Source organism: Castellaniella sp. (assembly GCF_036379515.1).
GTDB lineage: Bacteria > Pseudomonadota > Gammaproteobacteria > Burkholderiales > Burkholderiaceae_B > Castellaniella.
This window is the reverse complement of the sequence record NZ_DASVGN010000003.1, coordinates 14833-37945: the sequence shown is the minus strand read 5'-3', so window position 1 is coordinate 37945 and position 23113 is coordinate 14833. Positions and strand designations below refer to the sequence as shown.

Sequence of the window (23113 nt, the reverse complement as noted above, 5' to 3'; positions counted from 1 at the left end):
CTTTACCCTTAATACGGCATATGCAAGGCGTCGTACAACTGCCTTCTGCCCTGCTATCCGCCCATCGGTCTGGCCGAGTCGCGGAAGGTTTTGCAATCTGCATCGTTCGAGTGAAGCACTCGTCAGGTGAAGCACACAATGTCCACGGAACAAGAACTCCAGTCTAATTCCTATCTTTTTGGCGCCAACGCCCCATACGTAGAAGATCTCTACGAATCCTATCTAGGCAATCCCGGCGCCGTGCCGGTTCAGTGGCGCAGTTACTTCGATCAACTCCAGCACCAACCTGCGGCTGACGGCCGTGAGGCCACGCGCGATCAAGCGCATGCGCCCATTGTGGCTTCGTTTGCGCTGCGCGCCCGCGAAAACGCTTTCCAGGTAAAGCCCGCTGTTGCCTCCGACCAGGCTCTGGCCATTGCGGGCAAGCAGGTCTACGTTCAGTCCATCATTGCCGCCTATCGTTCGCTGGGCCTGCGTCTGGCGCAGCTCGATCCCCTGAAGCGCCGTGATCGCCCGGAAATTCCCGAGCTTGATCCCGCTTTTTACGGCTTGTCCGAAGCTGACCTCGATCAGATCTATTCGGCGACCAACACGTATTTCACCAAAGCCGATACGATGACCCTGCGGGACATCCTGAGGGCCTTGCAGGACACCTACTGCCGCAACGTGGGTGCCGAATTCATGCATATTTCTGATCCAACGGTCAAACGCTGGATTCAAGAACGCCTCGAGTCCACGCTGGGCTTGCCGGAATACACCAAAGAACAAAAGCACAACATCCTGCGTCAGGTCACTGAGGCCGAAGGCCTCGAGCGTTTCCTGCACACCAAGTATGTGGGCCAGAAGCGCTTTTCGCTGGAAGGCGGTGAAAGCTTCATTGCCGCCATGGACGAGGTCGTGAACCACGCGGGCGAAAACGGCGTGCAGGACATTGTCGTAGGCATGGCCCACCGGGGTCGCTTGAACATGCTGGTCAACATCATGGGCAAGATGCCGGGTGACCTGTTTGCCGAGTTCGAAGGCAAGCACACGCTGGCCTTGAGCGATGGCGACGTCAAGTATCACAACGGCTTCTCCAGCGACTTGTCCACGCGCGGCGGCCCAGTGCACCTGTCGCTGGCGTTCAATCCGTCCCACCTTGAAATCGTCGACCCCGTGGTCGAAGGCAGCGTACGCGCTCGCCAGGACCGTCGAGGCGACCACGAAGGCAGCCAGGTGCTGCCCGTCGTGGTTCATGGCGATGCCGCCTTTGCAGGCCAGGGCGTGGTCATGGAAACCCTGAACCTCTCGCAGACGCGTGGCTATGGTACGGGTGGCACGCTGCACATTGTCATCAATAATCAGATTGGCTTTACGACGTCGGACCCGCGCGACACGCGGTCGTCTACCTATTGCACCGACGTGGTCAAGCTCATCGAAGCGCCGGTATTTCACGTCAATGGCGACGATCCCGAAGCGGTCGTGTTCGTTACACAGATTGCACTGGATTATCGCTTGCAGTTCCACCACGACGTCGTGGTCGACATCGTGTGCTTCCGCAAGCTCGGCCACAACGAGCAAGACACGCCGTCGCTCACGCAGCCGCTCATGTACAAGAGCATCGGCAAGCACCCAGGCACCCGCAAGGTATACGCGGATCGTCTGGTAGCGCAGGGTATTCTGGCCGACGGCGAGCCCGACCAAATGGTCAAAGACTATCGCCAGCTCATGGAAGACGGCCAGCACACGGTGGAGCCGGTACTGACGGACTACAAGAACAAATATTCCACCGATTGGTCATCGTTTCTGTCGGCCAAATGGACGGACCACGCCGATACTGGCGTGCCGCTGGCTGAACTTACCCGGATTGGCGAGAAAATCACCCAGGTTCCAGATGGTTTCACGGTCCATCCTCTGGTCAAGAAGCTGCTGGGTGATCGCCTGGCGATGGCGCAAGGCACGCACCCTGTTGACTGGGGCATGGGCGAACACCTGGCTTTCGCAACGCTGCTGACCAATGGCTACGCCATTCGCCTGACGGGCCAGGATTCCGGCCGTGGCACGTTCAGCCACCGTCACTCCGTGTTGCACGATCAAAACCGCGAGCGCTGGGATGCGGGCGTTTATGTTCCGCTGGAACACGTCTCCGATACTCAAGCCAATTTCACGGTGATCGATTCGGTTCTGTCCGAGCTTTCCGTCCTGGCTTTTGAATACGGTTATGCGACGGCCGAGCCGAACGTCATGACCATCTGGGAAGCGCAGTTTGGCGATTTTGCCAATGGTGCGCAGGTCGTCATTGACCAGTTCATCACTTCGGGTGAAGCCAAGTGGGGGCGCCAGTGCGGCCTTACGCTCATGCTGCCGCACGGTTACGAAGGGCAGGGGCCTGAACACTCGTCAGCGCGTATTGAACGCTTCCTGCAGCTGTGCGCAGACAACAATATCCAGGTGGTGCAACCTACCAATGGCGCGCAGATCTTCCACGTGCTGCGCCGGCAGATGATTCGACCGTTCCGCAAGCCACTGGTCATCTTCACGCCCAAGTCACTGCTACGCAACAAACACGCGACGTCTTCTCTGGAAGATCTGGCAACCGGTACGTTCCAGCCCGTCATGGGTGAGGTCGACCCCGCGATCGTAGCCGACGACGTCAAGCGTGTCATGGTGTGTTCGGGCAAGGTTTATTACGATCTGGTGCAGGCCCGTGCTGACCAGAACCGCCAGGATGTCGCCATCTTGCGCATCGAGCAGCTCTATCCGTTTGCGCACAAGTCCTTCCAGACCGAACTGCAAAAATATCCCAATGCCAAGGAATTGGTCTGGGTTCAGGACGAGCCGCAAAATCAGGGCCCGTGGTTCTACGTGCAGCATCATCTGTACGAAAACATGAACGACGGGCAGCGCCTGGGCTACGCCGGCCGCCCGGCATCTGCCTCGCCTGCCGTAGGGTACCTAGCCAAGCATCAGGAGCAGCAACGCGCGCTGGTCGAGCAGGCGTTTGCCTCCAAGCTGAAAAGCTTCTCGATGATCAAATAAGACCAACACATTTAGACAATACGGAAAATTATCATGGCCATTACAGAAGTCCTCGTCCCGCAGCTTTCAGAGTCGGTTTCCGAAGCCACGCTGCTGAACTGGAAAAAACAGCCGGGTGAAGCCGTGCAGGCTGACGAGATCCTGATCGAAGTCGAGACCGACAAGGTGGTCCTCGAGGTTCCGGCTCCGGTGTCGGGGGTGTTGACTGAAATCGTCAAGGCCGACGGCAGTACCGTCACGGCGGGCGAAGTGCTGGCGCGCATCGACAATGCCGCCAAGGCATCGGCTCCGGCCCCGGCGGCCGAAGCACCCAAGGCAGCCCCGGTGGCTGCAGCTCCTGCTGCGGCCGAAGCGCCCAAGGCTGCGGCCAAATCTTCGGTCGCCTCGCCGGCCGCGGGCAAGATTCTGTCCGAAAAAGGCATTGACCCTGCTACCGTGGCGGGCTCCGGCCGCGATGGTCGTGTGACCAAGGGTGATGCCCTCAGTGCTTCGACACAGGCGGCGCCAGCACCCGCCACCCCCTCGGCCCCGGTTCCCGTGGGGCTGGACGGCCGCCCCGAGCAGCGCGTGCCAATGAGCCGTCTGCGCGCGCGCGTCGCCGAACGTCTGCTGCAATCTCAGTCTGAAAACGCCATCCTGACGACTTTCAACGAAGTCAACATGCAGGCCGTGATGGACCTGCGCAAGAAATACAAAGAAGCATTCGAAAAAGAGCATGGCGTGAAGCTGGGCTTTACGTCTTTCTTCGTGAAGGCGGCGGTGGCAGCACTCAAGCGCTACCCGGTGGTCAATGCCTCGGTCGATGGCAAAGACATTATCTACCATGGCTATTTTGATATTGGCGTGGCGGTTGGCAGCCCGCGCGGGCTGGTAGTGCCCATTTTGCGCAATGCCGACCAAATGTCGATGGCCGACATCGAAAAGCAGATTGCCGACTTTGGTCGTCGTGCTCAAGATGGCAAGATTACGCTCGACGAGCTCACGGGCGGTACCTTCTCGGTCTCCAACGGTGGCGTGTTTGGTTCCATGCTGTCCACCCCCATCATTAATCCGCCGCAAGCTGCCATTTTGGGGATTCACGCGACCAAAGAACGTGCCGTGGTTGAAAACGGCCAGATCGTGATTCGTCCCATGAATTATCTGGCACTGTCCTACGACCACCGCCTCATCGACGGCCGCGAGGCTGTTCTGGCGCTGGTGGCCATGAAGGACGCACTGGAAGACCCGCAGCGTCTGCTGCTCAATATCTGAGTCAATAGCTTGCCCGCGCCTTCGAGGCGCGTGGCGCAAGCCGTGTCGGGCAGCATGGCTCTGAACGACGCGGCTTTTTTTACGGACATGCTCTTTGCGCATGTCGGGTAATCTTTTTGTGAGACAGTGATGGCAAAACAATTTGATGTGGTCGTGATTGGTGCCGGCCCTGGAGGCTATACCGCGGCCATTCGAGCGGCACAACTGGGCCTGGGTGTCGCTTGTATCGACGCCTGGACCAGCCCCGCCGGCAAGCCCGCCCCTGGCGGTACCTGCACGAACGTCGGCTGCATTCCGTCCAAGGCCTTGTTGCAGTCGTCAGAGCATTACGAGCAGCTCAACGAACATTTTGCCGAGCACGGCATCACCGCGAAAGGTGTAAGCCTGGATCTGGCCAAGCTGATTGGCCGCAAGGACACGGTCGTTCGCCAGAATAACGAAGGCATTCTGTACCTGTTCAAGAAGAACAAGATATCCTTTTTCCATGGCACCGGGGCGCTGGTCGCCAAGACCGATTTCGGCTGGTTGATCAAGGTTTCCGGCAAGGCAGAAGAAGACCTCGAAGCTCGCCATGTGATCGTGGCGACGGGTTCCAATGCCCGTGAACTTCCGGGTGCTCCGTTTGACGAGGACCGCATTCTTTCCAACGATGGTGCGCTGCGTCTGGGTGCGATTCCCAAGAAGCTTGGCATCATCGGCGCGGGTGTGATCGGTCTCGAAATGGGCAGCGTCTGGCGGCGCCTGGGCGCTGAAGTCACTATCCTCGAAGCACTGCCTGATTTTCTCGGACCTGTGGATCGCGACGTCGCCAAAGAGACGCAGAAGGCCTTGGCCAAGCAAGGGCTGGATATTCACACGGGGGTGCGTATCACCGAAGTGAAGGCAGCCGCAAAGAACGTGACGGTTCAGTACACCGATGCAGCAGGTGCAGAACAAAAACTGGTGGTCGATCATCTCATGGTGTCCATTGGCCGCGTGCCGAACACCCAAGGGCTGGGGAGCGACACCGTAGGGCTCAAGCTCGACGAACGAGGCTTCGTGGTGGTCGATGCCGATTGCCGCAGCAACCTGCCCAACGTCTGGGCTGTGGGTGACGTCGTGCGCGGTCCCATGCTGGCACACAAGGCCGAAGAAGAAGGCGTGGCGGTGGCCGAGCGTATCGCGGGCCAGCATGGCCATGTGAACTTCGACACGATTCCATGGGTCATCTATACGTCTCCAGAAGTGGCCTGGGTGGGCAAGTCCGAGCAGGCACTGAAAGCTGCCGGGCAAGACTACAAGGTGGGCAGCTTCCCGTTCATGGCCAATGGCCGGGCGCGCGCACTGGGTGATACCACGGGCTTCGTCAAGATCCTGGCCGATGCCAAGACGGATGAAGTGCTGGGCGTGCACATCGTGGGGCCCATGGCCTCAGAGCTGATTTCCGAGGCCGTGACCATCATGGAATTCCGTGGTGCCTCTGAAGACATTGCCCGCATCTGCCATGCGCACCCCACGTTGTCCGAAGCTGTGAAAGAAGCTGCGTTGGCAGTCGACAAGCGCACGCTGAATATGTAAGGCTGGGATGAACGTCAGCGAGTATTTCGCGCAGGCTCTGCGCGAGAGGGGCTTCGTCGCCGACGAGGCCCAGCAGGCTGCAGTCCAGCGTCTGCAGCAGTATTACGATGCCTGGATCGAGTTCAAGCGGCAGCGCTCGAATCGCCTGAAAAAGCTCTTGCTGCATCCTGTCGTGCCCCGTGGCGTGTATTTATGGGGTGGGGTGGGGCGTGGCAAGAGTTTTCTCATGGATGCGTTCTACCAGACCGTGCCGGTCAAGCGCAAGGTGCGACTGCATTTTCATGAATTCATGCGCGGCGTGCACCGCGAGATTCGCGCGGTCAGCGGCGAGGCCGATCCACTGGATCATGTGGCGCGCAATATTGCCAAGCGCTACAGACTTATCTGCTTCGATGAGTTCCACGTCTCTGACGTGGCTGATGCCATGATTCTGTACCGGCTGCTCATGCGGCTGTTCGAATATGGCACGTCGTTCGTCATGACCTCCAATTACGAACCCTCCACGCTGTATCCCGATGGCTTGCATCGCGACCGCATTCTGCCGGCCATTGCGCTCATTCAGAATCAGATGGATATCCTGGAACTGGATGCGGGCATCGATTATCGACGCCAGACTTTGGCCGAGATCCGGACCTACATCACGCCTGTGGTGGCGTCCACCCACGACGAGCTGCGGTCGACCTTCAATCGCCTGGCGGATACGGCGGAACAAAAGCCTGTGCTTATGATCGAGAATCGCCCCATCCAGGCCATTGCCTTGGCGGGGACTGTCGTCTGGTTTGATTTCGAGGCGCTGTGCGGGACGCCCCGTTCGCAGAACGATTACCTGGATCTGGCCGATCGGTTCCAGACCGTGATCGTGTCGGACGTGCCGCGCATGGCGCCGCGACACGCCTCGGAGTCTCGGCGCTTCACGTGGCTCGTGGACGTGCTCTACGATCACAAAGTGAAGCTGATTCTGTCCGCTCAGTGCCCCGCCGATGAGCTTTATACTCAAGGCCCCATGTCCAATGAGTTTCAGCGGACGGTCTCGCGTTTGATGGAAATGCAGTCGCGCGAGTATCTGTCCGAGGCGCGTCGCATGGCCGTCGTCCTTTAGTCGGCCAGCATCACTCACTATTCGCAGGATTTATCCCCATGTCTACAGAGGTTACCCGTGTCCTGACGGGCATCACCACTTCCGGCACCCCGCATTTGGGCAATTACGCGGGCGCGATACGCCCCGCGATTCAGGCAAGTACACAAGCCGGTGTGGACGCGTTCTTCTTTCTGGCGGATTTCCATGCACTCATCAAATGTGGCGATCCTTCCATGGTGTCGCGTTCCCGCATGGAGATTGCCTCGACCTGGCTGGCAGCGGGCCTGAACCCCGACCGCGTGACGTTTTACCGTCAGTCGGACGTGCCTGAAATCCCTGAGCTGTGCTGGATGCTCACCTGCGTCACAGCCAAGGGGCTGATGAATCGCGCGCATGCTTACAAGGCGGCGGTGGACGCCAATGCAGCCAAGGGGGTAGAGCCTGACGATGGCGTCACCATGGGGCTGTTTTCATACCCGGTGCTCATGGCGGCCGATATCCTGATGTTCAATGCCCACCGCGTGCCGGTGGGCCGCGATCAGATCCAGCATCTGGAAATGGCACGCGACATTGCTCAACGCTTCAATCACTTGTACGGTGGCGGACAAGACCTGTTCGTTCTACCCGAAGTCCAGATTGACGAAGACGTGGCAACGCTTCCAGGGTTGGATGGCCGCAAGATGTCCAAGAGCTATCACAACACTATTCCACTCTTCGAGGGCGGGCCAAAGGCCCTGAAGGCGGCAGTGGCGCAGATTGTGACGGATTCCCGTTTGCCGGGAGAACCCAAGGATGCGGAAGACTCGCATCTCTACACGCTTTATCGGGCGTTTGCGACCCATGAACAGGCGGCAGCGTTCAAAGCAGCCCTGGAAGGTGGCCTGGGTTGGGGGGATGCCAAGCACGCCCTGTGTGAACAGATCGAGTCTCAGATAGGCCCCATGCGGGCACATTATGCCGACCTGATGGCGCATCCGGATCGGGTTGAAGAGATTCTGCGGGCAGGGGCACAGAAGGCGCGTGGCCATGCCGTACCCTTCATGGCGCGCTTGCGCGAGGCAGTCGGTTTGCGGCAGCCGACAGCAAAAGCAGGGAAGGCCAGGCACGAGAGAGAGGCTGCAAAGGCCAAATTGGTATCTTTCAAGGACTCCACTGGGGCATTTCGGCAGCGCCTGTTTGCCTCTGATGGTCGCGAGCTGTTGCTATCGGAGCCCTTCGAGGACCCCAAGCTGCTGAATCATCTGGGGCGAGTGCTGTCTGGCGCCGACTTGTCGGCCTTTGCCGTCGATGCAGAAGGCCTGGTGTCGCTGATGGCAGAAGGCCACTGCTGGGCTCGTTGTGCGCAAGCGCAAGTGGCCGCTGTGCAGGAGTCCTTGCGCAGCCTCTGAGCGCCCGCAGGCCCCCGGTTGCGGTAACCTGTGCTGTAATTCGGCAGAAGGGCATCTGAGGGAATGAAAGTGAAAAACCGCTATTCGGTCTTCAGCTTGATTCGCCATGGGCTGAGGCACAACGAACAATGGCCCCGGGCGTGGCGCACTCCAGAGCCAAAGCGAGAATACGACATCATCATCGTTGGTGGCGGCGGGCATGGCCTGGCCACGGCGTATTACCTGGCCAAGCTTCATGGTGCACAGCGGGTTGCCGTTCTTGAAAAGGGGTGGCTTGGGGGCGGCAACACGGCTCGCAACACGACGATCGTGCGTTCCAACTACCTGTGGGATGAGTCCACCCGCCTGTTCGAAAAATCCATGCAGCTGTGGGAAGGTCTTTCCCAAGATCTGAACTACAACGTCATGTTCAGTCAGCGCGGGGTCCTCAATCTTGCCCATACCCTGCAAGAAGTTCGCGACACACACCGGCGCATCAATGCCAATCGGTACAACGGGGTGGATGCCCAGTGGCTGAGCCCCGAGCAAATTCGCGATTTTGTGCCAGGGATCAATCTGAACTGTCACTATCCAGTCTTGGGTGCTTCGTTCCAGCCTCGGGGCGGCGTGGCCCGGCATGATGCAGTTGCATGGGGGTTTGCTCGGGCAGCCGACCAGCTGGGAGTGGACATCATCGAGAATTGCCCGGTCACTCAAATTCGTCGTAAAGATGGCGCAATCGAAGGAGTGGACACTGGCAAGGGATTCATTCGTACCAAGAAGCTGGGGGTCGTGGTGGCGGGCCATTCCGGGCTCCTGGCTGCCATGGCGGGCTTGCGGCTTCCCATTGAAAGCCACCCACTTCAGGCGCTGGTATCCGAACCCATCAAGCCCGTCATCAATACGGTGGTGATGTCCAACGCCATCCATGCCTACGTCAGCCAATCCGACAAGGGAGATCTGGTCATTGGGGCGGGTATCGACCAGTACCTGGGGTACGGTCAGCGCGGCAGCTTCCAGACCATCGAACACACCTTGCAGGCTATTGTCGAGATGTTCCCCAACTTGAGCCGAGTGCGCATGAACCGGCAGTGGGGAGGCATTGTCGATGTGTCTCCCGATGCCTGCCCGATCATTTCCAAGATGCCGATCAAAGGCTTGTACTTCAATTGCGGGTGGGGCACGGGGGGATTCAAGGCTACGCCCGGCTCAGGTTGGGTGTTTGCCCACACCATCGCGCACGACGAGCCTCACCCGCTCAATGCGGCATTTTCCATCGATCGTTTCTACAACGGCCACCTCATCGACGAACATGGTGCGGCGGCAGTGGCTCATTGACGAGGACCTCAGTCATGTTATTGATCCGGTGCCCCTGGTGTGGCGAACGGGCCGAATCCGAATTCACCTATGGGGGTGAAGCCGGCATTGCGCGACCGGTGGACGCAGCCGTCCAAGAGTCCCGGCTCACCGACGCACAGTGGGGAGATTACTTGTTCATGCGAACCAACTCCTGCGGGCCTTTTCGTGAATTGTGGCTGCATGCGCATGGTTGCCGTCGGTGGTTCGAGGCTGAACGCGACACGCGGACCTATGTGTTCAAGTCCACTCGTCCGCTCGGTGCTCTTGAGGACCCGTTATGAGTCAGGTGTGTCGATTGCCGTCTGGTGGCCGGGTTCAGCGCGGTGCCATCGTCCGATTTCAGTTCAACAGCCGGCCCTATGAAGGGTTCGCTGGGGATACGTTGGCCTCGGCTTTGCTGGCCAACGGCGTGCACTTTGTGGCGCGCAGCTTCAAGTATCACCGGCCGCGCGGCATCTTGAGCGCGGGGGTCGAAGAACCCAATGCGCTGGTACAGCTCGAAACCGGTCCGTGGACCATTCCCAACGCGCGCGCAACCGAGGTCGAACTCTACGAGGGCTTGTCGGCCACGAGCGTCAACGCCAAGCCGGATCTGGAACACGATCGCCTGGCATTCATGCATCGCCTGGGCCGCTTCATCCCAGCGGGCTTCTATTACAAGACCTTCATGTGGCCCCGCAGCTGGTGGCGCAAGCACTACGAAGAGCGGATTCGCGATGCCGCGGGGCTTGGCACCGCGCCGGTCGAACGCGATCCCGATCGCTATGAAAAAAGCTACGTGCATTGCGACGTACTGGTGGTGGGGGCAGGGCCGGCCGGCTTGTCGGCTGCCCTGGCCGCGGGAAGGGCGGGGGCTCGCGTGTTGCTGGTCGACAATCAGCCTGAAGCCGGAGGTAGCCTGCTTGGGGCAGCCGATCTCATCGACGGTCAGCCGGCAGTCGACTGGGTTGCGCAGGTCCTGGCCGAGTTACGTACCTTGCCAGAGGTTCAGGTCCGGCTGCGCACGACTGCGTTTGGTTATCACGATTCCAATCTGGTGACGGCCTGCGAGCGTTGTACGGACCACTTGGCGCTTGCCAATCGCCATGGGGTCCGCGAACGTCTGCTGAAGATTCGCGCGCGACACGTCGTGTTGGCCACAGGGGCCATCGAGCGCCCCCTGGTCTTTGGCAACAATGATCTACCTGGCGTACTGCTGGCCTCAGCGGTCTCGACCTATATCAACCGCTACGGGGTGTTGCCGGGCCGCAGGGCTGTCGTCTTCACGAACAACGACAGCGGGTACCGGACGGCGCTGGATCTTCACCGTGCGGGTGCCACCGTGACGGTCGTCGATCCCCGGGTGCATAGCGAAGGCGCCTTGCCGCAGCAGGCGCAGGCTGAAGGCATTGCCATCCTTTATCAGGCGATTGTGCGCTCGGCACGGGGTGGCAAGCGGGTGGCCTCTGTCGATCTGTGCGGGTACAAGGCCAGCCGGGCTGCCATTCCGCATTCCCTGGAATGTGATCTGCTTGCGACATCGGGCGGCTGGAATCCGGTCATCCATCTGTTTGCGCAATCTCAGGGCCGATCGCGTTGGTGTGAAGGTCGCGCGTGCTTCGTGCCCGAGACGTCTGCACAAATGCAAAGCAATGTGGGGGCTGCCAACGGAGATTTTTCACTGCAAGCGGCCCTTGAAAACGGGTGGCAAGCGGGGTGGCGTGCAGCCGGCGCCGCCGCTCAAGCCGTTCCGTGGCGGGTGGAAGCACCTCACGAGAGCCCGTTGTTACCTCTATGGCAGACGCTCAGTGGCACTGAAGCGAGCCGGGGCCCGAAGCAGTTCATCGATTTTCAAAATGATGTCACGGTGGCCGACATTCATCTTGCGGTGCGCGAAGGTTACCGCAATGTAGAACACGTCAAACGCTACACCGCAATGGGCTTTGGCACCGATCAGGGCAAACTGGGCAACATCAACGGGATGGCAGTGCTGGCGCAAGCCTTGGGAAGATCCATTCCCGAGACAGGCACCACGACCTTCCGGCCCAATTACACCCCCGTGAGTTTTGGTGCCCTGGCCGGCCGGGAGCTGGGCGAGTTTTTCGATCCCGTGCGCAAGACCTGCACGTATGGTTGGCATGTGCAGCGTCATGCCGTTTTCGAAGACGTGGGGCAATGGAAACGGGCGCATTACTATCCCGCACCTGGTGAAGGCATGAGTGCTGCCGTGCTGCGCGAATGCCGCGCCGTACGTGAGCACGTAGGGCTTCTGGATTACAGCACCTTGGGCAAGATCGATGTCCGAGGCCCGGATGCCGTCGAGTTCCTCAATCGGGTCTATATCAATTCGTGGACCAAGCTCAAGCCAGGGAGTTGCCGCTATGGCCTCTTGCTGGATGAGAACGGCATGGTCCTGGACGACGGCGTGGGCATACGGCTTGCCGAAGATCACTTCGTTCTGACCACGACTTCGGGCGGGGCCGCGCGTGTCATGAACTGGCTGGAGCGCTGGTTGCAGACAGAATGGCCAGACCTGAAGGTCTATCTCACTTCGCTGACCGATCACTATGCCGTCACGACGGTGGCCGGGCCCGACGCGCGCAAGGTCTTGCAGCAGGTCTGTCAGGACATCGAGTTCGACGGGGATGCGTTCCCGTTCATGACTTTCCGAGAAGGAACGATCTCAGGCGTGGCCGTGCGGGTGCTCAGAGTCAGCTTTTCGGGCGAGCTCTCGTTCGAGGTGTATGCACCGGCCAACGCAGGGCAACTTATCTGGAATCTTTTGTGGGCGGCGGGCGAGCCTTACCAGATCGCTGCCTATGGTACCGAGGCGATGCATGTGCTGCGCGCCGAAAAAGGCTATGTCATTGTCGGGCAGGATACCGACGGCTCCATGACGCCAGCCGATATTGGCTTGGGCAAGATGGTCAGTGCTTCCAAGGATTGTCTGGGCCAACGCTCTCTTGAACGTGAATACACAGGTGGCCCAGGCCGAAAGCAGCTGGTGGGCCTGCTGGCAGCAGACTCGCAATGTGTCTTGCCCGAGGGAGCGCAGATCCTGAATGCGCCCAGCACGGCGCCATTGGCTGCCATGCAGGGGCACGTGACGTCCAGCTATTACAGTGGTGTGCTAGGCCGTTCGATAGCGTTGGCAGTCCTGGTCGACGGCCACGATCGCGTAGGCCAGGACGTGACGGTCGTGACAGGCGAGGGCCAGTTCATGCAGGCGCGCGTGGCGGGGACGGTGTTCTACGACCCAGAGGGGGTGCGACAAGATGTGGCGTGATCAACAAACGGCGCTTGTGGGTTTGGTTGACCAGCCTGGTGCCTCCCTCGTTGAAGGAGATCAGTCAAAGATCCTGTTGTCGGAGCAGCGTTTCCCTGCGCTGATCAATCTGCGCGGCGATCCGGCGCGGCCAGCGTTTCAGACGGCGGTTCAAGAAGCTTGTGACATCAGCCTGCCCACTCGGGCGAATTCAACTTCAGCAGGCAGCGACTGGCTGGCTTTGTGGTTGGGGCCTGACGAATGGATGCTGCGTTCCAGGCAATGTCCGAACGATGCGGCACCGACGGTGCATGCATTGGAGCAGTATCTGGCAGGCCAGTTTTTTGCGGTGACCGATCAATCCAGCGGGTTTTCGGTCATCCAGCTGATGGGGCCTTGTGCAGCTGAAGTCCTCAACAAAGGATGCCCTCTGGATCTTCATCCGCGTGCTTTTCCTGTGGGCGACTGTGCGCAGAGTCATTACTTCAAGGCACACATTCTGATTCACCGGATCGAGGAACAGGTTTGGGAAATCATCGTGCGGCGCAGCTTTGCAGACGTCACCGCGCGCCTGCTGAAGGACGCCATGTGGGAATATCTCGAAATTGCTGAAGATGACAGGGGGATGGCATGAAGGACAGACAAGTGGCCCTGGTAGTGGGCGGCGGCAGCGGCATGGGTGCTGCTTGTGCCCGTAAGCTCGCGGCAGCGGGATATGAAATCGGGGTGCTTTCATCCTCCGGGAAGGGAGAGGCGCTCGCCAAAGAGCTCGGAGGCGTCGGGGTCACCGGCACCAACCGCTCAAGCGCCGACATCCAAAGTTTGGCAGACCACGCCATGCAGCGGTGGGGGCACGTGGATGTGCTCGTCAACAGTGCCGGGCATGGCCCGCGTGGGGCGTTGCTTGATCTGTCGGATGACGATTGGCATCTGGGGGCCGAGGTCTATCTCATGAACGTGATCCGGGCTGCGCGCATCGTGACGCCGCTGATGCAGGCCCGGAAAAAAGGCTCCATTGTCAATATTTCGTCCGCCTGGGCGCAGGAACCCTCTACGCTATTCCCGGCGTCCAGCGTCTTTCGGGCTGGCCTGGCGTCGTTTGCCAAACTGTATGCCGATACGTACGCAGCCGACAATGTGCGGATGAACAACGTACTGCCAGGCTGGATCGACAGCCTGCCGGCGACTGAAGAACGGCGCGTCAGTGTGCCCATGCAGCGCTATGGTCGTGCCGATGAAGTCGCTGCCACGGTCGCGTTCCTGGCATCGGACGATGCCGGGTACATCACAGGGCAGAACCTGCGGGTGGATGGTGGCCTGATGCGCCATATTTGAAGAATGCCGAGGGCAGTTCCCATAAGCGCTGCGGCAGCTCTGGAGCTGCTGCAGCGCTTCTTCGGTCAGTCGTCGCCGAAGTGGATGCCTTGGGCCAACGGCAACTCGTGAGAGTAGTTGATCGTGTTGGTGGCACGGCGCATGTAGGCCTTCCAGGCGTCTGACCCGGATTCCCGCCCGCCCCCGGTTTCTTTCTCGCCCCCGAAGGCCCCCCCGATTTCTGCCCCCGAGGTGCCAATGTTGACGTTGGCAATCCCGCAGTCTGAGCCGGTGGCGCCGATGAAGGTCTCGGATTCGCGCAGATCGGTCGTGAAGATGGCCGAAGACAAGCCCTGTGGCACCGCGTTGTGCATTTCAAGCGCCGCGTCGAAGCTCGAGTAGCGCATGACGTACAGAATGGGTGCGAAAGTCTCGCTGCATACCAGCTCGATCTGTTGCGGCATTTCAGCGATGGCCGGGTTGACGTACCAGGCATTCGGGTAGCGGTCTGCCAGCGTTCGCTCACCGCCCGTGACGGTACCTCCCGCATCACGGGCTTGTTGTAAGGCCTTCTGCATATTGTCGAATGCGGCCTTGTCGATGAGCGGGCCCACGAGCGTGCCCGCTTCCAGCGGGTTCCCGACCTTGGCGCTGGCGTAGGCTTTCTTCAGGCGTGCCACCAGGTTGTCGGCAATGGATTCGTGCGCGATGATGCGCCGCGCTGTGGTGCAGCGTTGGCCTGCGGTGCCGATGGCACCAAACAGAATGCCTCGGGTCGCCATGTTCAGATCGGCGGAGGGCGCCACGATGATGCCGTTGTTGCCACCAAGCTCCAGCAGACAGCGGCCAAAGCGCTGAGCCACGCGCGGCCCGACCGCGCGTCCCATGCGGGTAGAACCCGTGGCGGACACCAGTGCCACCTTTGGGTCGTCGACCATGGCTTCGCCGGTTTCGCGGTGCCCGATCAGGACTTGCAGCAGGTGCTCTGGGGCCTCTTTGCCAAAGCGTTCGCAGACGCGGCGGAAGATCACCTGGCAGGCCAGTGCCGTCAGGGGAGTTTTTTCGGAAGGCTTCCAGACCAGAGCGTCTCCGCAGACCAGCGCGATGGCTGCATTCCATGACCAGACGGCGACGGGGAAGTTGAATGCCGAGATGATGCCTACCACACCCAGCGGATGCCAGGTTTCGAGCATGTGGTGCCCGGGCCGTTCTGAGGCAATGGTGCGACCGTAGAGCTGCCGTGAAAGGCCGACGGCAAAGTCGCAGATGTCGATCATTTCCTGGACTTCACCTTCGCCTTCGGCAGGGATCTTGCCTGCCTCGATCGAGACCAGCCGACCCAGCGCCTGCTTCTGGGCGCGGAGTTCGTCGCCAAGCATGCGCACGAGCTGACCACGCCGGGGCGCCGGAACGTTGCGCCACTGCAGGAAGGCCGCGTGTGCCTGGGTGATCAATGAGTGAACGTCGGCCGGCGAGTGGGTGTGTACGGCGGCAATCTGTGCGCCGTCAATGGGCGAGTGGACGGAGAGGTTGCCTCCCGTGGTGACAGAGCCTGCCAGACCAAGCGACTGCAGCAATTCTTTGATATCCATCAGAAGACGCTCCATAAGCTAGAAAGATCAACGGCGTAGGTCAGCATATCATGCGTGAGTCATGCCAGAAATTATTTTCTCTACAGGAAAATACTTAGAGAAATAGGAAAAAATAACTCTCACAATAGGGCTGCTCCAAAGATGTGACACATGAAACAGGGCAGCCCGTTGGCTGCGAAAGGTCAGGTGAACATGGGACAGCAGCATTTCGATGTGGTGATTGCCGGGGGCGCTGCTGTCGGAAGTGCGGCAGCCTATTTCTTGACCCGTGACTCTGCGTTTTCGGGCCGTGTCGCTGTCATGGAGCCTGACCCAAGCTACCAGCATTGCGCGACGGCACTGTCGGCCGCTTCCATCCGGCATCAGTTCTCGACTGCCGAAAACATCCGCATGTCTTTGTTCGGTACCGAGTTTCTGCGGCATTTCGGCGAAACCATGTCGGTTGAGGGCTCGCGGCCCGATCCGGAGTTTCATGAAGGCGGTTACCTGTTGCTGGCCACGCCTGATGGCATGCCCACCTTGCATGAAAACCAGGCTTTGCAGCGCAGCCTCGGAGCCGACATTGCGTTGCTGGATGCGGCTCAGCTGGCTGCCCGTTTTCCCTGGATGCAGGTCGACGATCTTGCGGGCGGAGCCTTGGGCATGAGCGGCGAAGGCTGGCTGGACGCTTATGGCATGCTGCAGGGCATGCGGCACAAGGCGATTGCCCAGGGCGCCATCTACATGCCTCGTCGCGTCGTAGGAATCGATCATCAACGGGGTCACGTCAGTTCGGTGCGTCTGGATGATGGTCAGACGGTCGGATGCGGCGCGCTGGTCAATTGTGCAGGCACGGGGGCTCCGGCACTGGCCCGTCTGGTGGGCATAGATCTGCCGGTTCAGGCGCGCAAGCGCAGTGTCTTTTATGTGCAGTGTCCCCAGCCCTTGCCGGGGTGCCCTATGGTCTTCGATCCCACGGGAGCTTATTTCCGTCCCGAAGGCACCGGCTTCATCATGGGGATTGCGCCGCCCGAGGACCAAGACCCCGAGTCGTTCGACTTCGACGTGCAGTACAGCCTGTTCGAAGAAATTCTGTGGCCCACGCTGGCTGCCCGGGTCCCGGCCTTTGAGGCTTTGCGTAGTGGCCGAAGCTGGGCGGGGCACTACGACATGAATCTGGTGGATCACAACGTCATCGTGGGCTTGCATCCGGCGATCGACAACCTCTTTTTCGCCAACGGATTCAGCGGCCATGGCATGCAGCAATCACCGGCCGTCGGGCGTGCGCTTTCCGAGCTCATCGTACATGGGGCGTTCAAGACGCTCGACCTGAGCCGCCTGGGCTGGCGGCGCATTCTGGACAATGACCCCATCATCGAGAAGAACGTGGTGTGACCCTGTAGACAACGGAGTGGAGCCGTCGTGGAAACAGAACTGAGTGATGCCCTCGCATTGGAACAAAAGTCTGCACTGGCAGAACGCCTCCGTTTTTTGCGGCTGCAACGTGGCTGGACACAGGGGCAGGTCGGTGCTGCCAGCGGTCTTTCCACTCCGACGCTCTCGAAGATTGAAAACGGGCAGGTCTCGCCCACGTATGACGTGCTCTTGCGGCTGGCGTACGGCCTGGGGGTCGACGTCGCCGAATTGTTCGTGTCCGCGCAGTCGCACATGGGGGCGGGGCGATGCAGCATCGAGCGCTTCGGGCACGGTGAAATCCACGATACGCCGCTCTATCACCACCGCCTGCTGTGCTCGCAGTTGGCCAACAAGTGCATGATGCCTTTTCACTCGCGTATCAAGGCACATCACCTCGAGGCTGACGAAGGCTGGAGCCGCCATGAAGGCGAAGAGCTCGTGTATGTGCTCTCCGGCATCATCGAGCTGCACACCGAGTTCTACCAGCCGGCCGCCTTGCACGCGGGCGACAGCTTTTACATTGACAGCCGGATGCGCCATCGCGTCATCAGCCTGAGCGAAGAGGATGCCGAGGTCCTCTGGGTCTGCACGGCGCCTGAAGTCAGCCGCCTGTCGCAATGAGCCCACTGATGACCGAGCCCCAAGGAAGCCCGCCATGATCGCCCAGCCTGTGACCGTGCTCGATGCCATTCATACCGAGGCTTTGCTCCCCTACGAAGCCCTGATGCAGGGTATTGCACAGGCCGCGCGCGAGGTCAGAGCCGGTTTGATTCACGCGCCTGCGCGCCAGGCACTGCCGCTTTCAACAGATGGGACGCTCATCTCGATGCCTGCCACAGGGAGCGACGTGGCAGTTCACAAGCTCGTGAGCGTCATTCCGTCCAACAAGGCGCGGGGTTGGCCGACCATCAATGGGATCGTCTCGATCTATGACAGTGAAACCGGGCGCTTGCAGCTGTTGCTGGACGGCCCGACGGTCACCGTGCGGCGCACGGTGGCAGTGTCCATGCTGGGACTGAGCCTTTTATGTCCACAAGGGCCGCAGCATGCGGCGATTTATGGCACTGGGACGCAAGCCCGAGGTCACGCGCGGGCCTTGCTGGAGCTTTACCCCGCCGCACGGGTCGACATCATCGGCCATACCCTGGCCAAGGCACGCGAGTTCGTGCGGGCCTGTGGCGACAAACGGCTGCAGCCGGTGGATACTGTGGAATCTGCGACCGATCTGGTGATTACGACTACGACAAGCGCCAGGCCTGTTTACGACGAGGCGGCTCGCGCCGAGCGCCTTGTGATTGCGGTCGGTGCGTACCGCGCCGACCTGGCTGAAATCGCGCCACGTACGCTGGCAGGAAGCACACTTTACGTTGATGACCTGGAAGGGGCTCGCCACGAAGCGGGCGATTATCTCCAGGCGGGTGTGGACTGGCAGGCGGTGCATGGTCTGGCTGACCTGCTGGAGCGACGGCCTGCTGACCTGGACGCTTGCGTGTTCAAGACGGTAGGTTGCGCCGCCTGGGATTTGGCGGCCGCACGTTGTGCGCTGCAGCATCGATCGATCTTCGAGGAGTCACACTCATGACGGAAGCATCGTCCCCCCGCAGGCGCCTTGCGGGTCACGTGTTGGTGGATCAGCTGCGCATTCATGGCGTAGAGCAGGTTTTCTGTGTACCAGGTGAAAGCTATCTGGCGGTCCTCGATGGCCTATATGATTCTGGCATCCCCGTCACAGTGTGTCGCCAAGAGGGCGGCGCAGCCATGATGGCCGAGGCTTACGGCAAGCTCACCGGACGCCCGGGGATCTGTATGGTGACGCGGGCCCCGGGAGCGTCGAACGCCGTGGCCGGCATCCATATTGCTTCCCAGGATTCCACGCCCATGATTCTGCTCGTGGGCCAGATCGCGCGAGGCCATCGTGACCGCGAAGCCTTCCAGGAAATGGATTACCGCGCAGTCTTCGGGTCACAGGTGAAGTGGGCTGCCGAGATCGACCAGGCCGAGCGCATTCCCGAGTATCTGGCGCGCGCCTTTCACGTGGCACAGTCGGGTCGCCCGGGGCCCGTGGTGCTGGCGTTGCCAGAAGACGTGCTGACCGAAACCCTTGAAGTCGCCGATGCCCGGCCGTGCGTGCGCACCGACACCCAGCCGACCCCTGCACAGATTCAGGCGTTCGAGGCTCTGCTGGCACGGGCACAGCGGCCTTTGGCCATTCTGGGGGGGAGTACCTGGGATGCAGAATCGGTTCGCGCATTTGGTGACTTTGCGGCGCGCCATGCGATTCCCGTGGCTGTGCAGTTTCGCCGGCAGATGCTGTGTTCGGTGGAGCACCCTTGTTTTATCGGCGACCTGGGCCTGGGGGGCGACCCCAGGCTGCTCGCGGCGATTCGTGAATCCGATCTGATTCTTGCTGTCGGCGGGCGCCTCTCCGAGGTCCCTTCGCAAAGCTACACGCTGTTCGGGATTCCCCAGATGGCGCAGGCTTTGGTGCATGTGCATCCCGACGTCAATGAGCTCAATCGCGTGTATCAGGCCGATGTTGCCATGGCGTGCACGGCGCGCACCTGGGTTGGCCTGGTGGATGGCCTGGCCAGTACTTCAACCGAGGCGCGCCGCGCGCGGTGCAGCGCGCTTCACGCTGCGCGCCAGGCCTGGAGCGACCCCTCGAAGATTCAGGTTCCAGGCCCCTTGCAGATGGGCCAGATTGTGGCGCACCTGAATGCGACCTTGCCTGATGACGCCATCATCACGAATGGTGCCGGCAATTACGCGACCTGGATTCACCGCTTCTACCATTTTCGTGCCTACGACACGCAGCTGGCACCTACGTCCGGTTCCATGGGTTACGGCCTTCCGGCTGCCGTGGCGGCCAAGCGGATACTCCCCGACCGCACGGTAGTGTGTTTCACCGGCGACGGCAGCTTCATGATGCATGGCCAGGAATTCGCGACGGCCGTGCAGTATCGACTGCCCATCCTCGTCATCATCATCGACAACCATATGCTGGGTACCATCCGGATGCACCAGGAGCGTCACTATCCGGGCCGGGTCTCGGCCACGACCTTGGTCAACCCGGATTTTGCTGCGTATGCGCGCGCATTTGGAGGGTATGGCGAGCGGGTTGAAAAGACCGAGGACTTTGGGCCTGCACTGGCGCGAGCCATGGCCAGCGGCCTGCCGGCCATCGTGCATTGCATCCTTGATCCGGAAGCCATTACGCCCACCACCACGATAGCCAAGCTGCGAGCTGGCGCGTCGTCGCAGATTCCCCATGCGGAGGACCGCCGTGTTCCAGGTCATCATTGACAGCCTTACCCGGGCGTCCGAGCTGGCCCTGATTGCCGTAGGCCTGACCATGGTCTACGACATTCTTCGGTTTGCGAGTTTCGCCCATGTGCAGTTCGGAACCATTGGGGCGTTCATTGCCCTGATGGTGAGCCTGAACCTGCCACTTCCGGCGGGGTGGGCGATTCCGGTTGGCGCTGTGGTAGCCTGCGTCGTGACGGGCGGCTTGGGCGTCCTGAGCGATCGCCTGATATTTGCCAAGTTGCGCAACAGTTCTCCGGCCATCTTGATGATTGCCTCCTTTGGCTTGGGCATCGTCATGCAATATGGCGTTCAGGCGATCTGGGGAGCCAGCGCGCATTCGTATCCGATTCCTCTTGCGCGCCCCTGGGTCATCTTCGACGGGCGCCTGTCGCCCGCCGGCGCGGCCGTGATTGCGGCAGCGGCCCTGTCCATGCTGGCGTTTCATTTGCTCCTGACGCGGACCAAGCTGGGGGTCGCCATGCGGGCCACGGCCGACAATCAACAGCTCTCCGAAGCCAGTGGCATTTTCACTGAGCGCATCATCCGCATCGTCTGGTTCATTGGCGCAGGGCTGGGGGCACTGGGCGGCATCATGCTGGGCCTGGTGGCTCAGATCCAGTCTGATATGGGGCTGCAGATCATGCTGGCCGTGTTTGCGGCCGCCATCGTCGGCGGCATTGGCAATATTTACGGCGCGGTCCTGGGCGCCTGCATCGTGGCGTTTGCCGAAAACGTCGGGCTGTTCATCAATTGGGCCCCGCTGGGACATGTTCTGGGGCTCACGTCCGCCAGCGATCTTTACATTCCAGTCGGCTACAAGACGGGCATTTCCTTTGCCATTCTGATTCTGATTCTGCTGGTGCTCCCCAAGGGGATACTGGGGAGGCGCGCGCGATGATCAGTTTTCTCGTCTATTTGCTGACGATCGTCGGCATCTATGGCCTCATGAGTTTGAGCCTCAGCTTCCAGTATGGTCGCACCGGGCTGGTCAATTTTGGTCAGGTGGCGTTTTTCATGGTGGGCGCTTACGCCTCCAGCATCGCGACGGCCATCCTGGGGTGGCCCATTGGCGTGGGGTTCATTCTGGCCATCGTCGCGGGTGGGGTCCTGGGGGCGCTCATGGCCTTGCCCATTGGCGATCTGCGGCAAGATTATTGGGGGATCGCGACGCTGGCGGCTGCCGAGCTCATCCGCATCATCTTCCTGAACACCAACCTGGGAAGCGATTACGTGGGTGCCTCGTATGGCATCACCAATATTCCCGCACCATTTCAGGGCCTGTTCACAACAGCGCAATATGGCTATTTCTACCTGGCACTGGTGGTCGTCTGTGTCGGGGCCGCCTATTGGCTGGTGACCTGGCTGGATCGCACCCCCTATGGCCGGCTGCTCAAGGGCATTCGCGAAAGCGACGAAGTTGCGAGGGCACTCGGGAAAGACGTGCGCCGTGCCCGCATCAGCGCACTCATCATTGGGGGGGCGTTGGCGGCAGCCGGCGGCAGCATCTACGCGCACTTCGTGGGTTTCATCGATCCTCGGTTCTTCTTGCCGATGGAAACTTTTCTGGTCTGGGCCATGGTGATCATGGGCGGGCCGGGCAACAACCTGGGGGCGCTGGTGGGTACGCTGGTGGTCGAGTTCATCTACAACTCCACGCGCTTCATCGACGTGCCCTCTCAGTATTCGGCCACGGTTGCGGCGCTGCGCATGGTGCTGATCGGCGTGCTGATCATCCTGGTCATCCTGTACCTGCCGCGCGGTCTGGTACCCGAGCGCAAGCGCCGCTATGGTCGCCCGGGTGGGGTGTCGCCGTCAGCTCGGCCTGGAGAACGCCATGCTTCTTGAAGTGGACCGAGTCGCACGCCATTTTGGCGGCCTGATTGCCTTGCATGACGTTTCGCTGACAGCCGAGGAAGGCAAGATTACAGGCCTGATTGGCCCCAACGGGTCGGGCAAGACCACGCTGGTCAATATCATTTCGGGCTTTCTCCGGCCGACTTCGGGGCGCATCACGTTTGATGGCCAGTCCATTGAAGGTAGCCCGCCCTACAAAATCGCGCGCATGGGGTTGTGTCGAACCTTCCAGATCACGCTTAATCCTCAGCGCATGACGGTCATGGAGAACATGCTGCTGGGGGCTCGCCAGCAACTGGGTGAGCAGGTCATCATGGCGGCGTTGCACCCGTGGGCCGTGCGGCGCGAAGAACAGCGCAACCTCGAACGTGCGTGGCATCTGCTTGAACTGGTGAAGCTGCAGAACCACGCCAACGAACTTGCGGGCGGGCTGTCCGGCGGTCAGAAGAAGTTGCTGGCGCTGGTGCAGGTTCTCATGGCGCGGCCACGACTCATTCTGCTCGATGAGCCTGTTGCGGGTGTCAATCCCCGCCTGATCGACGATATCGTCGAGGTCATCAAGCAGTTGCAAAAGGATGGTGAAACCTTCCTCATCATCGAGCACAACATGGCAGTGATTCGCGAATTATGCGACACCATATGTGTGCTCGACATGGGTCGCGTGTTGGCGGAAGGGCCGGTAGAGGCAGTCCTGGCGCGCGAAGACGTGCTGCGGGCCTACATCGCAGCTGGGGGAGAAGTGGGCACCCCGGCAGAAATAGCGACACAGGGGTAAGTA

At 60.6% G+C, this 23113-nt stretch carries 18 protein-coding genes; 17 read left to right on the top strand and 1 reads right to left on the bottom strand.

The window, feature by feature from the left end; translation table 11 throughout:
• The first annotated feature begins 138 nt into the window (after window positions 1-138).
• The 10 genes from VF285_RS00635 (at window position 139) to VF285_RS00590 (ending at window position 14209) form a co-directional block, all read left to right on the top strand.
• On the top strand, window positions 139-3018 hold the full coding sequence (locus VF285_RS00635; RefSeq protein ID WP_346950679.1) for a 2-oxoglutarate dehydrogenase E1 component: 2880 nt from the start codon (window positions 139-141) through the stop codon (window positions 3016-3018).
• A 33-nt stretch (window positions 3019-3051) separates the two neighbouring features.
• A complete protein-coding gene (gene odhB / locus VF285_RS00630; RefSeq protein WP_346950678.1) occupies window positions 3052-4269 on the top strand; it encodes a 2-oxoglutarate dehydrogenase complex dihydrolipoyllysine-residue succinyltransferase in 1218 nt (405 codons plus the stop codon).
• Window positions 4270-4398: 129 nt separating this feature from the next.
• Entirely contained in the window at window positions 4399-5826 is a 1428-nt protein-coding gene (gene lpdA / locus VF285_RS00625) for a dihydrolipoyl dehydrogenase (protein ID WP_346950677.1), read from the top strand.
• Window positions 5827-5833: 7 nt separating this feature from the next.
• A complete protein-coding gene (gene zapE, locus VF285_RS00620) occupies window positions 5834-6925 on the top strand; it encodes a cell division protein ZapE (RefSeq protein ID WP_346950676.1) in 1092 nt (363 codons plus the stop codon).
• A gap of 38 nt (window positions 6926-6963) precedes the next feature.
• Window positions 6964-8292, top strand: coding sequence for a tryptophan--tRNA ligase (locus tag VF285_RS00615; protein WP_346950675.1), 1329 nt, complete (start codon window positions 6964-6966; stop codon window positions 8290-8292).
• A gap of 63 nt (window positions 8293-8355) precedes the next feature.
• The gene (locus VF285_RS00610; RefSeq protein WP_346950674.1) at window positions 8356-9609 is read left to right on the top strand and encodes a sarcosine oxidase subunit beta family protein; all 1254 of its coding nucleotides are present in this window, start codon (window positions 8356-8358) and stop codon (window positions 9607-9609) included.
• Between the two features lie 14 nt (window positions 9610-9623).
• A complete protein-coding gene (locus VF285_RS00605) occupies window positions 9624-9911 on the top strand; it encodes a sarcosine oxidase subunit delta (protein WP_346950673.1) in 288 nt (95 codons plus the stop codon).
• The gene (locus VF285_RS00600) at window positions 9908-12895 is read left to right on the top strand and encodes a sarcosine oxidase subunit alpha family protein (RefSeq protein WP_346950672.1); all 2988 of its coding nucleotides are present in this window, start codon (window positions 9908-9910) and stop codon (window positions 12893-12895) included. The genes VF285_RS00605 and VF285_RS00600 overlap by 4 nt, the downstream gene beginning before the upstream one ends.
• Window positions 12885-13508 (top strand): sarcosine oxidase subunit gamma, encoded by a 624-nt coding sequence (locus tag VF285_RS00595; protein WP_346950671.1) that lies wholly within the window; start codon window positions 12885-12887, stop codon window positions 13506-13508. Before VF285_RS00600 ends, VF285_RS00595 begins: the two co-directional genes overlap by 11 nt.
• Window positions 13505-14209 (top strand): SDR family oxidoreductase, encoded by a 705-nt coding sequence (locus VF285_RS00590; protein WP_346950670.1) that lies wholly within the window; start codon window positions 13505-13507, stop codon window positions 14207-14209. Before VF285_RS00595 ends, VF285_RS00590 begins: the two co-directional genes overlap by 4 nt.
• A 65-nt stretch (window positions 14210-14274) precedes the next feature.
• Here the strand turns inward: VF285_RS00590 and VF285_RS00585 are convergent, their stop codons facing one another.
• Window positions 14275-15780, bottom strand: coding sequence for an aldehyde dehydrogenase family protein (locus VF285_RS00585; protein ID WP_346950669.1), 1506 nt, complete (start codon window positions 15778-15780; stop codon window positions 14275-14277).
• Window positions 15781-15930: 150 nt separating this feature from the next.
• On the opposite strand from VF285_RS00585, the gene VF285_RS00580 reads away from it, so the two are divergent.
• From VF285_RS00580 to VF285_RS00550, 7 genes are read left to right on the top strand one after another with little or no spacing between them, the layout of a single operon-like run.
• Window positions 15931-17154, top strand: a complete 1224-nt coding sequence (locus VF285_RS00580; RefSeq protein WP_414648033.1) for an NAD(P)/FAD-dependent oxidoreductase — start codon at window positions 15931-15933, stop codon at window positions 17152-17154.
• Window positions 17155-17181: 27 nt separating this feature from the next.
• Entirely contained in the window at window positions 17182-17796 is a 615-nt protein-coding gene (locus VF285_RS00575) for an XRE family transcriptional regulator (protein ID WP_346950668.1), read from the top strand.
• Window positions 17797-17830: 34 nt separating this feature from the next.
• Window positions 17831-18757 (top strand): delta(1)-pyrroline-2-carboxylate reductase family protein, encoded by a 927-nt coding sequence (locus tag VF285_RS00570; protein WP_346950667.1) that lies wholly within the window; start codon window positions 17831-17833, stop codon window positions 18755-18757.
• On the top strand, window positions 18754-20478 hold the full coding sequence (locus tag VF285_RS00565) for a thiamine pyrophosphate-binding protein (RefSeq protein ID WP_346950666.1): 1725 nt from the start codon (window positions 18754-18756) through the stop codon (window positions 20476-20478). The genes VF285_RS00570 and VF285_RS00565 overlap by 4 nt, the downstream gene beginning before the upstream one ends.
• Window positions 20444-21379 carry a branched-chain amino acid ABC transporter permease gene (locus VF285_RS00560; protein WP_346950665.1) on the top strand — a complete coding sequence of 312 codons (936 nt, stop codon included), beginning with the start codon at window positions 20444-20446 and terminating at the stop codon, window positions 21377-21379. Before VF285_RS00565 ends, VF285_RS00560 begins: the two co-directional genes overlap by 35 nt.
• Entirely contained in the window at window positions 21376-22326 is a 951-nt protein-coding gene (locus VF285_RS00555) for a branched-chain amino acid ABC transporter permease (RefSeq protein ID WP_346950664.1), read from the top strand. Before VF285_RS00560 ends, VF285_RS00555 begins: the two co-directional genes overlap by 4 nt.
• Complete coding sequence (locus VF285_RS00550) at window positions 22316-23110, top strand: ABC transporter ATP-binding protein (RefSeq protein WP_346950663.1); 795 nt, start codon at window positions 22316-22318, stop codon at window positions 23108-23110. The genes VF285_RS00555 and VF285_RS00550 overlap by 11 nt, the downstream gene beginning before the upstream one ends.
• Window positions 23111-23113: the final 3 nt, after the last annotated feature.